This window comes from Novosphingobium sp. 550D, assembly GCF_057401885.1.
The window spans coordinates 2,235,007-2,247,900 of the sequence record NZ_CM171613.1; the positions used below are offsets into that span (position 1 = coordinate 2,235,007).

At 57.7% G+C, this 12,894-nt stretch carries 12 protein-coding genes; 11 read left to right on the forward strand and 1 reads right to left on the reverse strand.

The genetic code is table 11. From position 1 onward, the window contains the following. Positions 1–105 precede the first annotated feature (105 nt). The 9 genes from AC2S2E_RS10530 to AC2S2E_RS10570 all read left to right on the forward strand — a co-directional run bounded on the left by AC2S2E_RS10530 (position 106) and on the right by AC2S2E_RS10570 (position 7,771). Entirely contained in the window at positions 106–1,776 is a 1,671-nt protein-coding gene (locus AC2S2E_RS10530) for a GH35 family beta-galactosidase (protein WP_486522289.1), read from the forward strand. A gap of 62 nt (positions 1,777–1,838) precedes the next feature. Beyond that, a complete protein-coding gene (locus tag AC2S2E_RS10535) occupies positions 1,839–2,642 on the forward strand; it encodes a hypothetical protein (RefSeq protein WP_486522290.1) in 804 nt (267 codons plus the stop codon). A gap of 129 nt (positions 2,643–2,771) precedes the next feature. Then, entirely contained in the window at positions 2,772–3,272 is a 501-nt protein-coding gene (locus AC2S2E_RS10540; protein ID WP_476104950.1) for a c-type cytochrome, read from the forward strand. Positions 3,273–3,713: 441 nt separating this feature from the next. Then, on the forward strand, positions 3,714–4,592 hold the full coding sequence (locus AC2S2E_RS10545) for an ATP-grasp fold amidoligase family protein (protein ID WP_486522291.1): 879 nt from the start codon (positions 3,714–3,716) through the stop codon (positions 4,590–4,592). 376 nt (positions 4,593–4,968) lie between these two features. Continuing rightward, positions 4,969–5,316, forward strand: a complete 348-nt coding sequence (locus AC2S2E_RS10550; protein ID WP_273617543.1) for a transposase — start codon at positions 4,969–4,971, stop codon at positions 5,314–5,316. Beyond that, on the forward strand, positions 5,313–5,660 hold the full coding sequence (gene tnpB, locus AC2S2E_RS10555; RefSeq protein WP_273617544.1) for an IS66 family insertion sequence element accessory protein TnpB: 348 nt from the start codon (positions 5,313–5,315) through the stop codon (positions 5,658–5,660). The genes AC2S2E_RS10550 and tnpB overlap by 4 nt, the downstream gene beginning before the upstream one ends. A 98-nt stretch (positions 5,661–5,758) precedes the next feature. Next, positions 5,759–7,387 carry an IS66 family transposase gene (gene tnpC / locus AC2S2E_RS10560; RefSeq protein WP_476108095.1) on the forward strand — a complete coding sequence of 543 codons (1,629 nt, stop codon included), beginning with the start codon at positions 5,759–5,761 and terminating at the stop codon, positions 7,385–7,387. Further along, entirely contained in the window at positions 7,387–7,608 is a 222-nt protein-coding gene (locus AC2S2E_RS10565; RefSeq protein WP_292690834.1) for a hypothetical protein, read from the forward strand. The genes tnpC and AC2S2E_RS10565 overlap by 1 nt, the downstream gene beginning before the upstream one ends. Positions 7,609–7,639: 31 nt before the next feature. Further along, positions 7,640–7,771, forward strand: coding sequence for a hypothetical protein (locus tag AC2S2E_RS10570; protein ID WP_486522292.1), 132 nt, complete (start codon positions 7,640–7,642; stop codon positions 7,769–7,771). Positions 7,772–8,190: 419 nt separating this feature from the next. Here the strand turns inward: AC2S2E_RS10570 and AC2S2E_RS10575 are convergent, their stop codons facing one another. Next, positions 8,191–8,412 carry a hypothetical protein gene (locus tag AC2S2E_RS10575; RefSeq protein ID WP_486522293.1) on the reverse strand — a complete coding sequence of 74 codons (222 nt, stop codon included), beginning with the start codon at positions 8,410–8,412 and terminating at the stop codon, positions 8,191–8,193. Between the two features lie 272 nt (positions 8,413–8,684). On the opposite strand from AC2S2E_RS10575, the gene AC2S2E_RS10580 reads away from it, so the two are divergent. After that, positions 8,685–10,535: an ATP-binding protein gene (locus AC2S2E_RS10580; RefSeq protein WP_486522294.1), complete on the forward strand. Its 1,851-nt coding sequence runs from the start codon at positions 8,685–8,687 to the stop codon at positions 10,533–10,535. Further along, on the forward strand, positions 10,532–12,727 hold the full coding sequence (locus tag AC2S2E_RS10585) for a two-component system response regulator (RefSeq protein WP_486522295.1): 2,196 nt from the start codon (positions 10,532–10,534) through the stop codon (positions 12,725–12,727). Before AC2S2E_RS10580 ends, AC2S2E_RS10585 begins: the two co-directional genes overlap by 4 nt. The last annotated feature ends 167 nt before the right edge of the window (positions 12,728–12,894 follow it).

Here is a 12,894-nt window from a genome sequence, read left to right on the forward strand (position 1 = left end):
CAAATGCCCCCATTGCCATATCAGAACAATAGTCCTACTTTTGATTTGTGCGCTGCTGAGCGGACATCAAAGAGGGGATGCATTGTGAAGAGGATCCTGCCGTGCTTGTTGACGGCTATTGCGGCGGGGGCGCTCTTTCCTGCTGCCCATGCCGAGGAATTGCCGGTCATCCGAAACCGCCAGCTGCTTGTGGATGGCAAACCATACCTCGCGCTTGGTGGCGAATTACACAATTCCAGTGCCTCCAACTCGGACTATATGCGGCCGGTATGGGACAAATTGAAAGCAATGCGCGTCCGCACGGTGGTCAGCACGGTGAGTTGGGAAGACTTCGAACCGCAGGAAGGCCGTTACGATTATGCTCTGATCGATGCCCAGATTGCGCAGGCCCGAAAGCACAATTTGCGGCTGGTGCTGATCTGGTTCGGGGCGTTCAAGAATGCCAGTTCGACCTATGCGCCCACTTGGGTGCGCGCCAATCCTGCCCGTTTCCCCCGTGCCGTTGCGCGGGGACAGTTCGCGGAGGCCTTCACCTATCCCGGCGCCATGCCCAAGCCTGTGCTGTCGGTTTTCTCGCCCGAACTGCTGAATGCCGATCGGCGCGCCTTTGCCGCTTTCATGAAACATCTGGCGCAGGTCGATCCCGATCATCGCGTCATCATGGTGCAGGTCAACAACGAAACCGGCATGTTGCATGACAGCCGGGACCGCTCACCGCTGGCCAATGCGGCATGGGGACAGCAGGTACCCTCGCCTCTGCTGAAGTATCTCGCCGCTCATCGGCAGGATTTGCGTCCTGAACTGGCGCAATTGTGGGCGCGTCAGCGGCGCCGCAGCACCGGAACCTGGGCGCAGGTCTTTGGCGCGGACTGGCAGGCTGACGAGGTCTTTATGGCGTGGCATTTCGCCCGCTATATGGAGGCGCTGGCCGCAGAGGGCAAAAAGGCCCTGCCTTTGCCCATGTATGTCAATGGGTGGCTGGGGCCGCAGGAAGGGCAGCCGATCGCGGGCCAATATCCCAGCGGCGGTCCGGCCAAGCGGGTGCTGGACATATGGAGGGCTGCGGCCCCATCGCTCGACATGCTCTCGCCCGATATTTACGTGCCGGATGCCAAGGAACCGCTGGCCGATTATGACCACGCGGGCAATCCACCCTTTGTGCCCGAGGCGCAATTCCGCACCGGCAATCTGTTCTGGGCCTTGGGCCAGCATGGCGCGCTGGGCTATTCCATCTTTGGCATCGAGGATGGCAAACCCGACAGCCAGTTGGCGCAGGCCTATGCACTGCTTGCAAATATGGATGGCGTCATTACGCGGGCACAGGCGGAAAAGCGTATCGCCGGTATCCTGATCGACGATGGCAAACCGGTCGAAATCCATTTAGGCGGCTATACGATCACGGTGCGCGAAACGCAGGTGCTGCTTAAGCAAATGTTGCTGGATGCGGGCCTTCAGGCGCCCCCTACGCCCGCACCTTTGCCCAGCGAGACCGAGCATGGCCAGCCAGCGCCGGGGGATGGCCGCCCGTTCGGCCTTGTCATCGATGAGGGCAAAGGCAGCTTTCTGGTTATAGGCCGGGGCTTCACTGTCGATTTTGCCGACAAGGCGGGCCTTGCCGAAATCGACAGGGTCGAAGAAGGCCGCTTCGACGAAAAGGGCTGGAAGGCAGGACGCGTCATCAATGGTGACGAACGTCTAACCATTATACCTATGGACCGCATCGGTCTGGTGCGCATCCGCCTTTTGCGAAGGGCAGGCATGCATTATGGATTATAGCACCCAGTACCGGCTTGATTTTAAGGCAGTTTGGCTTCACTCACAGGGTATAGGGGGATCGAATGCTGCCAATTCTTGCCATGTTGCTTGCTTCATCTGCGGTACCAGACAGTATGGTCGCGGTTCCAGTATCGCATGGAACGATTCAGTCCGCAGACATGGCGATTCCCGTCAGCGATTCTGTGCGCGCAGCAACTTGGGATAGCATGGCGGTCAAGCCAGATAAGCCTGTGCATTTTCGAGTGGCCTGTATTGTCATTGGCTTATTCGGATTGCCCGGGGCGTGCGTGCCGGCATCCAGCGTCGATGAAAATGGAAAGACTATTAATTGGGCCAAGGCCAGGGACGATTATGACCAATGGGAGCGAACTGCGGATCCCAAAGATGTTGCCTTGCTGCGTGTTGTCACAGAGCGGCTGAATGCTGCTCGGGCGCCGAAATCGCGTATCGCCAAATCCCTATTTGCAATACAGTTCTTTGATGAGGTCGTTAGCCCCGAAGATGCACGCGCACCATATGCGCTCGGTGATGCTTTAGCATTTAGCGACATCAAGCTGACCAAGCCGATAGATGGGGAATTGCTAAGTTGGCTTTACCCGACGGCTGCTCTGCGCAATGGCGTATCGGCCCAGGTCTTGTTGGTTTGTGATATTCAACCAAATTTAAAATTGTTGTGCAGAGATCAGGGGCGGATCAATCTTGCGGGAACCGGAGCTATTCCCGATTCAGATAGAGCAATTCACGACTTTAGGTTTGCAACCTATCAGTTTGCCTCCACCCTGCAATTGGAGCCGATGAGTTTGAAAGGTGATAGTGTGGCGGGGCGGCAATTAAAGCTCTATATGAGCTGGAAGTTGCCCGAATAGTGCTATTGCTGGGCCAGTGATGGGGGCATTGCGGAACCAAGTGCAAGTTTGGGTTGATTGTCCTAGACCAACTGGACATTCCGGGCGCTTGAGAGCAACGCGATTGGCATGAATTACCCCAGCGAATCCGTGCCCAGTCGTTCCCAAAAGACCTCATGCGCCAGCGTTTTGCCACGCCACGCCAAGGGTGTCCTGCATGGCCTTCTCTTGGGAACATTGGTCATGGTGGGTGGGTGCACGGATGATCGCCGGGAAGAGCGTCTGCGCGCTGTGGGGGCAAATCCTACGCTGGACGATTTTATGCGTGTTGCCGATGCCAAAGTCGGGGCGTCGAAATTCGATCAATGCAAAGCCTGTCATTCCTATATTGAAGGCGCGACGGATCGCGGCGGGCCGAACCTGTTCGGGGTTTATGGAAAGCCCATGGGTACGAACAGCGTGAGGTTCGGCTATACGGCGGATTTGCGCGGCAAGGGGGGCAAGTGGGACGCGGCGACGCTGGATCGTTGGATCAGCAATCCGAAAAAGATGATTCCGGGCACGTCGATGCAATTTGACGGGATAGCCGACAGGCTCGATCGGGCGGATATCATCGCCTATATTCGGCAGTTGAGTGAAGCGCCGGAGTGAGGGGTTTCGCGGGGCGGACAATGAGCATTACGCCCTCTACAACCTTACCATCTGCTTGATCCCGCCAGCATCCATCGCGGTGTCGATGCTCTCGACCAGCCAATTGGTCCCACCGACTGCCGCGTCCCATCCGTTGAGCGCGACCCGCTGATTGGGCCTGACATGCGGTATTGGCTGCTGAACTGGCCGAAGGCACGTTCTTCATCGTATTTTCCCAAGTGCCATGGCCGAGACGACCTGGTGCCTTGAAAGATCTTCGGATTAGGGTTGCTTGCCACAGAATTTCTGCGATGCGGGCTCCCAAGCGGGCATCTACGCATACCCGCTTTCAGACATTTCGGGGGGAATGCGCTTGTTATGCAGAAGCTAAGGGAATCTTGTGGTGATTTGCTCATTCTTCTGATGATAAACTTATGCGTATATCTTAAGCACCCAATGTGGATGGCACGAACAGCCTATCGGCAGAGGACACTGCCTAACATAGCCGTTCCGACCCGGTTCCGTGAAAAGCGCATATGGCGCCTGATCTTCGATCAAAACCCGTTGTTTCATCTTTTTGGCGATAAATTGGCCACCAAGGAATGGATGAAACAGCGCGCGCCCGGCCTCGAAGTCGCTCGCACTTTGTGGTCGGTGACGTCGGTATCAGAGCTACCGCTCGACGCCCTGCGCGCAGGTATTGTCGTCAAGGCAAATAGTGGATGTAATCAAAACCTTTTCCTTGGAGCCGGCCAGGTCGACCCTGCTTCCATCAAGGAGATCATTAGCCAATGGTTGCGTTTGCCCTACAACGAAAAGTACGGTCGACGGTACTGGCCCAATCCCACGCAAAGAGTTTTCGGTGAAGAGGCAATCATCAGCGAAAATGGCCCGCTGGTCGATGTCAATTTCTTTTGCTGCAACGGCAAGGTTCACTTTGCGGTCGTTACAGTTGGGGAGAAGACCGATGATGAACGGATAGCCTATTTCACTGCAGACGGTCAGCGCATCACCTCGATCATGCATGAACCCACTTACCAGCGTAACTGGCTCCCTCTCGATTTCGTGGTTCCGGTTGGTTACGCCGAGGCGGCAAAAGCAGCAGCGGCTCTATCTGTCGGAATTGATTTCATGCGGGTTGACATCATGATCGCCAACAACAGACCCTATGCCTGCGAAATGTCGCCGTTCCCTGGTTACGGTCAATATGATACCACAGCCTTGTACAAGGACTGGATCAAAAACTGGGATATCCGACTTACCTGGTTTGTCACGCAGCCTAAATCCGGCTTAACAGAGCGTTATCGCAAGGCGCTCGGCAGGCGGCTAGGTGCTAATTGAAATCAATGGGATTTTGGGGCGTGCTTTCCCAAAGGCAAAATGCCCCCAGCATAGCTTGTAGAGATGCGTGCCGAGCCGCTGCGCCTAGCGTGGAACCCTTGACTTCATGCCAGCGCCGGAATCTGCGACAGATCAACGCCGCCACATGCCGGGGAAAGAGCCCTTTGCGGTCGCGGGGCTTTGGCGGCCCACCGATGTTTGGGGCAAATGCTACACAATGGTGATGGTGCCAAGCAGCGATCAGATGACAGATGTCCACGATCATATGCCGGTGATCCGTACGCCTCCGATAGCGGCCGCCTTGTGGATGCCCATCCGGTGTGGATTTAGGCCCCGGTGCTAGCTCTGGTGTTAGCACTGGTGCGAAGGATCAGTGGTGGGACAAGTAACGGTTTTTGCAGGCTCGGAGCGCCGTCGGATTTGGGATGATGCAGAGAAGCTGGCGCTATTGGCGCGGGCTTTTGCCCCTGGTGCGGTTCTGGCCCATGTTGCGCGGGCGGCCGATGTGCATCCAAGCCAGCTTTACCGGTGGCGCAAGGAGTTTGGCTTTACGCCGGACGGTGGAACGCAAGGTTTTGCGCAAGTCGTCGTGCAGCCCGATCCACCTGAAGTTGCCCGCCGGGCTTGCGCCATCAGGGTGTGCCTGAACGGAGCGGAAGTGGAAATCGGCGAACATGCGCCATTGCCATTGGCAACCGCTGTCCTGCAGGCGCTGTCGCGATGATCCCCGTTTCAGGCAATGCGCGGATCTGGCTGGCGCTGGGACATACCGATATGCGGCGAGGCATGCGCTCACTGGCATTGCAGGTGCAACAGGCACTCAGGAAGGACGTGCATACCGGCGACCTGTTTGTCTTCCGGGGACGAAGCGGATCTTTGTGCAAGATCCTGTGGCATGACGGGATTGCTATGTCCTTATACATCCGCCGCCTGGAGCGGGGGCGGTTCGTCTGGCCGGCAACAAAGGAAGGAACAGTGGCGATCCCGGCCTCGGCACTGGCATGTCTGCTCGAAGGGATCGACTGGCGCGCGCCGCAGGAAACCTGGCGCCCGGCACAGGTTGGTTGATGCACTCAGCCCCCATTCGGGCGCTTTCCTGAAAGGTGAAATGGCGCTGAAAATGGCGAAAATGCTGGAGTTTTGACGAATTTCTGCTATGCGGGCGCATGTCCGCAATTGAGCCTTCCCAGGAGCTGTCACGCCTGCGCGCCGAGTTGTCCTGTGCGCAGGCTCATGCTCTCGAGACGGAAGCGGAACTGGCCAGAGTTCGGGCCGTCAATGCCGATCTGCAGGCTCGTAACGCACATCTTGAGCTGATGAACGAGAAGATGCGCCGCGATAAATATGGCGCGAGTTCCGAACGTCGGCGGGTGCTTGATCAGTTCGAGATCGCCTTTGAAGAAGCAGAGGCCGATGCCAGTGCGGCTGAGATGGAAGGCCAGATCGCTGCGGCCAGGACTACAAGCGTTGCCCCATTCACCCGCAAGCGCGCCACGCGCCGCGACTTTCCAGCCGATCTGCCGCGCGAAGACATCGTGATCCCGGCGCCTGAACAATGTCCCTGTTGTGGTTCGGGCAGTCTCAGCCGCTTACCCGCCGACATCACCGAAACGCTTGAGAAGGTGCCTGCGCGCCACAAGGTTATCCGCACGATCCGCGAGAAGGTCTCCTGTCGTCGTTGCGAGAAAATCAGCCAGCCCCCGGCGCCATTCCATGTGACGCCGCGCGGCATGTTCGGGCCGCACTTTCTCGCCAACCTCGCCTTCCAGAAATATGGTCTGCACCAACCGCTCAATTCTCAGCGCGACCGGCTTGAAGCCGAAGGCATTCCGATCAGTCTCTCGACACTGGCGGACCAGATCGGTGCCATCAGTGTCGTGACAAGGCCCTTGTTCCTTCTCCTTGAAGCCCATGTTCTTGGCGGTGATCGGCTCCATGCCGATGACACCACTCTGCCGCTGCTGGCCAGATACAAGACCGATATCGCCAGAATCTGGGATTACGTGCGCGATGACAGCCCCTTTGGCGGGCTCTCGCCGCCCGGCGTGGTCTGCTATTACTCCCGCAATCGCAAGGGAGAACATCCCCGTGGTCATCTGGCCGGATATGGCGGCATCCTTCAGGTTGATCGCTTTGCCGGTTTCAATGAAATGTTCCGGCAAAGCACCATGACCCGCGCCAATTGTTGGGCCCATTCACGTCGCCAGTTCTTCGAACTGGTCGATGTCGCGCGCCAACTCAAACGCAAAAAGGGCAAGCCGCCTATCGTCTCACCTCTTGCCATGGAGGCGCTGGAGCAAATCGACCGGATCTTTGCCATTGAGCACACCATCAATGGCCAATCCGCCGCCCAGCGCCTGCAGGTTCGGCAGGACAGCGTTGCTCCGCTTGTGCGCGATCTCGAAGTCTGGATGCGCACGCATCTTGGCTTGCTCTCGCGTCACGATGCTGTTGCCAAGGCCATCGCATACATGCTCAACGACTGGGAGGGTTTCACCGCCTTCCTTGGCGATGGCAGGATCTGTCTCACAAACAATGCGGCCGAGCGGCAGCTGCGCGGTGTGGCTCGAGGCAGAAAAGCATGGCTGTTCGTCGGCTCCGATCGCGGCGGTGAGCGGGCAGCGATGATGTACAGTTTCTTCGGCTCGGCCCGACTTAACGGCATAGATCCGCTGGCCTGGTTTACCGACGTGCTCGCCCGCATCGCTGACATACCCCAAGGCCAGTTGCATGAGTTGCTTCCGTGGAACTGGAAAGCGACCCAGCAGGCTCAAATTGCAGAATTGGCCGCCTAATGCAGAGAAACAAGGTCTATGCCGTCACGACCCTCACCAGGGTCGCACTGGACCTGGGCGAAGATGAAGACTTCCTCTTTGACCTCACCGACCAGATGGACACCGAAGACGGACTGATCTGGGTTTACGGCACGGGCGATGAGCCTGTTCTTGCTCTCTCCAGCGATGGCGTCGACTGTCTCCAGGACATCATCGCCGAGAACCGCCGGAGCCAATTCTGATCTCACGGGCGGCCGCTATCGGAGGCGTACGGTGATCCTGCGCCGCGAGGATTGGGATATCTGGCTGGACGCGTCGCCTCAGGATGCTTTTGCGCTTTGCCAAACGTGGGCCGGGCCGCTTGAGGTTGAGCGCACCGACGAGCGCTGGGCGGGCAGGCGCTAGGCTGGGGCAGGGCAGGGAGCGCAGACTTTGCCTGATGCCCGAACGCCCTCGCTCCCACGCCAGTTTGGGGTCGTCAGGCAGGAGTATGCTGCCGAGGCGCGAGGTGGGGTAGGGCTGCGCTCTGACTTGCGCGTGCGGCGCACCTTTTGCAGAAAGCGATGGTGCTGCAACGTGCAGATCGTGCGAACCACCGTGGCGCGGGCCAGTCTGGCCTTGGCGCAGATCGTGTCGAGCGCGGGATCGCAGCGGCCCTTCGCGTTCACCCTTGCGTTTATCCCGCGTGTTATATTCCCGCGCGACCTGGAGCAGCTTGTCGCGCCAGCGAAGCGCGTCGGCGCTGCGCCCGCCGCGTTCAAGTTTTTGCACCTGCCAGCCCACAAGGTCGCCAATGGCATAGCCGCTTATGCGTGGGGTCCAAATCAGCCGGAAAACGGTTCGCCAATTTTCGCGGAAACCCGCAGAAATGCGTCGGCGCGGTCCAGTCCTTTGTCCATTATAAGATAATGATTTAAAGCGTTAAATAAGGTAACGTCGGGTGCAACAAAACCTCCCCCCCCGGAATGGCAAGGTTTGACGTTGTTCATCTCCCGGATTGGGCGAATGCGTTTTTGCGCGGCGGTGTTTCTTGCATCTGGAATCATTCGATCATTTTGCAAGGAAAGATCGGAAATATGGAATTGCAGAATATGGCGTAAAAGGATGCCGTCATGGCGATGATAAGGGGCTTAACTGGGGTTTCCATTTTTCTGTGATTTAGGTGTTATTAGGTAATCTGCTCAATATCTGCTCGACAATATTTAAAGCGAAGCCGTGGTAAAACAGTCATAACTGACTGATGAAAGGCATGGCCTTGCTGCGGTATTTTCACAATCTTCTCAATGCTCAAGGGTATGCCCCCCACGGCTTCTGCCTATTGTGGCAACCAGAGCTGATTTGGACCCATGTGCTGGCTGATGCCATCACGGCGCTGGCCTACTTTACCATTCCGGTGGCGTTGGTGATGCTGGTGCGCAAGCGGGGCGATATCGCTTTTAGCTGGGTGTTCATATGCTTTGCGGTGTTCATTTTGGCATGCGGTGCAACGCATGTCATTTCGATCATCACCTTGTGGAAGCCGATTTACGGCATTCAGGCACTGGTCAAGGCGCTGACGGCGGTGGTCTCGGTGGCGACGGCCGGGGCGCTTTGGCCATTGATGCCCAAGCTTTTGGCCATTCCGTCGCCCACGCAATTACGCATGGCCAATGAAGCCTTGGCCGCTCGCGTCTTGGAACGTGACGCCGCGATCGAGCAATTGCAGGCCGAAATCGCCGAGCGCAAAAGCATTCAGGCCCAGTTGGCCCAACAGAGCCGCGAATTGGATATTGCCCGTTCGGTGGCCGAAAGCGCCAGTCAGGCCAAGTCGAACTTTCTGGCCAATATGAGCCATGAATTGCGCACGCCGCTCAACGCGGTGCTGGGCTATGCCCAATTGCTGATGCGCGAGCGCGGACTGGAGGAACGCCACAAGCACGCGGCACAGACCATCCACGACAGCGGCGAGCATCTGCTCACGCTGATCAATGACATCCTTGACCTGTCCAAGATCGAGGCGGGCAAGTTTGAACTTTACCCTTCCAGCATTGACCTGCGCGGTTTCCTGAAGGGCATCGCGGCGATCATGCGGGTGCGGACCGAGGAAAAGGCGCTGGAATTCCATTGCGAATTGGCCAGCGATCTGCCCGAATTCGTGCTGGCCGATGAAAAGCGGTTGCGTCAGGTCTTGCTCAACCTGCTGGGCAATGCGGTCAAATTTACCGAGCGTGGCGGCATTACGCTGAGCGTCAGCGTATTGATTATCAGCGATCAGAATGTCCGCCTCAATTTTTCCGTGCGCGACACCGGCGTGGGCATTTCGGAACAGGAATTGCCCGCCATTTTCAGGCCCTTTGAACAGGTGGGCGCGACCGAGAAGCGTTCGGGCGGCACCGGCCTTGGCCTGTCGATCAGCCGCCAGTTGATCGAATTGATGGACAGCGAACTCAAGGTCGAAAGCGCACCGGGCGAGGGCAGCCTGTTCTGGTTCGACCTCGATCTGCCCGTTTCGCATGTCCAAGCGGCCACCGCGATCAGCCCTGCCGAATGCACCGGCTATCGCGGCGCGCGTCGGCGTGTGCTGGTGGTCGATGACGTCACCGCCAATCGCGAGGTTCTCAGCGCAATGTTGTGGGAACTGGGCTTTACCGTCGAGCAGGCGTCCAGCGCGCAGGCCGGGATTGATCAGGCGATTGCCTCGCCGCCAGACCTGATCATGATGGACATCCGCATGCCGGTCATGGATGGGCTGGCGGCGATCCGGATCCTGTGCGCGCATAAAGGCGTGAAATCCGTGCCGATCATCGCAGTATCTTCGGGCATTTCGCCTCAGAACCAGTCCAATGCGCTGGCCGCGGGCGCTTGTTCCTTCCTGCCCAAACCATTGGATCGGGGCGAAATGATCCGTCTGGTGGGTGAGGCGACCGGCGTTGAATGGATCATGGGAGAGGGCAATCCGGTTGAACCGGAAGATGATGCCATGATCTTCCCGCCTGCCGATGCGCTTGATGCTCTGCATGGCGCGGCCCTTGCCGGGAACATGCGCATGGTGCGGGCCGAGGCCGAAGCAATCGCTGCGCTCGACCCGGCCTATCGCGCCTTTGCCGATACGATCCAGCGCATGGCGCGTGCGTTTCAGTCGCAGGCCCTCTTGGCATTGATAGAGAATAATAGGGAGAAGCAGGCATGAGCGATATGTCGGGAGCCTTTGTTGCCGATATGGGGGACGTGTCGGCACAGGTTCAGACCATTTTGGTGGTCGATGACAACCCGGTCAATCTGGGCGTCGTGGGCGAACATCTGGAGGACAACAATTACAATGTGACCGTGGCCCAGGACGGATTGGAAGGGTTGAAACGCGCCGAATTTGGCCAGCCCGATCTGATCCTTCTGGACGTGATGATGCCGGGGATCGACGGGTTTGAAACCTGCCGCAGGTTAAAAGCCAATCCGTTGACGGCGGAAATTCCGGTCATTTTCATGACCGCGCTGACCGATGTGGCGGACAAGATCGCGGCCTTTCAGGCGGGCGGCGTCGATTATATCAGCAAGCCGTTCCAGACCGAGGAATTGCTGGCCCGGGTGCGCACGCACCTCAGCCTCAGGGATGCGCAAAAGACGCTGGCCGCCAAGAATGCGAAGCTGGAGCAGGAAATGGCTGCGCGGCAGATCGCCGAAGTCAGCCTGCAACGCACAGAGGTCAGCTATCGCCGCCTGTTCGAAACGGCCCCCGATGGGCTCATGTTGGTCGATGCGCTGACCGGCCAGGTGTTTGATGCCAATCCGGCGGCCTTGAATATGTTGACCGATGACCCTGCCGATGTGCTGGGCAAAAAGATTTGGGAGATTGCCGGCCTCGCCCATTTGGGGCTGGATGCGGCATTTTTGGGAGACGCGCTGCGCGGTGAAATTATCAAATATGACGATTGGAACCTGTTGGCCACCAATGGCATGATCACCCATGCCGAGGTTATTGCCCGATCCTATCAGACCGATCAGCGCAAGGTGATCCTTTACAATTTCCGCAGCATCAATGACCGCAAAGAGGCCGAGGCGCGCATTCGCTATATGGCGCTGCATGATGCGCTGACGGGTTTGCCCAATCGCACGTTGTTGACCGATCGGCTGGGACAGGCCGTCGCCCATGCCCGCCGCGCGCGCGGCAAGGTGGCGGTGATGATGCTGGACCTCGATCATTTCAAACATATCAATGACTCACTGGGTCATCACGTGGGCGATATGTTGCTGCAAACCGTGGCGGATCGATTGCGCGCCTGTCTGCGCGAATGCGATACGGCGGCCCGGCTGGGCGGGGATGAATTCGTGATCCTGCTGGGCGATGTGGAAAGCAGCGCCGATATTGACGTGGTGGCCGAAAAGGTGCTGGCTGCTCTCAAGACGCCGTTTATGATCGAGCAGCACCAATTGCATATCGGATGCAGCATTGGCGTCAGCACCTATCCCCATGATGGCGAAGATCCGGCCAAGCTGATGCGTGCGGCCGATACGGCCATGTATGACGCCAAGGGTAATGGGCGGGGCATTCACCGCCACTTTACCCCCGAAATGAACGAAGCGACGATGCGTTGGCAGGAATTGGCCAATGACATCCATATGGCCTGCGCCAATGGCGAATTCACCCTTTACTATCAGCCGCAGGTTGCGCTCGACGGTTATCAGATCACCGGGGTCGAGGCTTTGCTGCGCTGGAACCACCCAGAGCAAGGTTTGGTCATGCCCTCGGTTTTCGTGCCTTTGCTCGAAGAACTGGGCCTGATTGTCGAGGTGGGCGAATGGGCGTTGGTGCAGGCATGTCAGCAGAATATGGCGTGGCAGGCGCAAGGCCATCCCCCGATCCGCATGGCCGTCAACCTTTCGGCCCAGCAATTCTATCGCGGCGATATCGTTAAAAGCGTTAAACATGCGCTGGAAGTTTCAGGCATGGATCCGCAATGGCTTGAGCTTGAGTTGACCGAGAGCCTGACGCTGGACGATACCGAAGTCACAATAAAGATCATGAATGATCTCAAGGATCTGGGCGTCACGCTTTCGCTCGATGACTTTGGCACGGGGTGGTCGTCTCTGTCCTATCTGCGGCGTTTTCCATTGGATCGCATCAAGATCGACCGCGCCTTTATGAGCGAGGTCGCCACCGAACCCAATGCGGCGGCGGTGGTGCATGGCATCCTTAACCTTGCGCAAAGTCTTGGCCTTGGCTGTGTGGCCGAAGGCATCGAAAACAATGAACAACTTGATTACCTGAAACAACAGATCTGTGCCGACATGCAGGGTTTTCTGTTCAGCCGCCCCTTGGCCGCCGAAGATGTTTCGCGGGTTTTGGCCGAAGTGATGGGGCCAAAGCCGCTTGTTGATGATCAATAAATATCCGCATAAATTCAATGTATTGTGCATGTTGCGGGCAAGGTTGTGAACTAAAATCGATTATGATTGCTTCGGGACTGCGTGAGTTTACGCAGTCCCTCTCAAAGTAACCATCTACAAGCTTCTGATACTCCTGAGTCAATGAAAGGGCGCCTGAATAGGCCTTT

Coding starts and splice junctions, on each gene's coding strand:
- AC2S2E_RS10535 (WP_486522290.1), top strand. CDS start 1,839: ATGCTGCCAATTCTTGCCATGTTGCTTGCTTCATCTGCGGTACCAGAC.
- AC2S2E_RS10545 (WP_486522291.1), top strand. CDS start 3,714: ATGGCACGAACAGCCTATCGGCAGAGGACACTGCCTAACATAGCCGTT.
- tnpB (WP_273617544.1), top strand. CDS start 5,313: ATGATCCCCGTTTCAGGCAATGCGCGGATCTGGCTGGCGCTGGGACAT.
- tnpC (WP_476108095.1), top strand. CDS start 5,759: ATGTCCGCAATTGAGCCTTCCCAGGAGCTGTCACGCCTGCGCGCCGAG.
- AC2S2E_RS10565 (WP_292690834.1), top strand. CDS start 7,387: ATGCAGAGAAACAAGGTCTATGCCGTCACGACCCTCACCAGGGTCGCA.
- AC2S2E_RS10575 (WP_486522293.1), bottom strand. CDS start 8,412: ATGATTCCAGATGCAAGAAACACCGCCGCGCAAAAACGCATTCGCCCA.
- AC2S2E_RS10585 (WP_486522295.1), top strand. CDS start 10,532: ATGAGCGATATGTCGGGAGCCTTTGTTGCCGATATGGGGGACGTGTCG.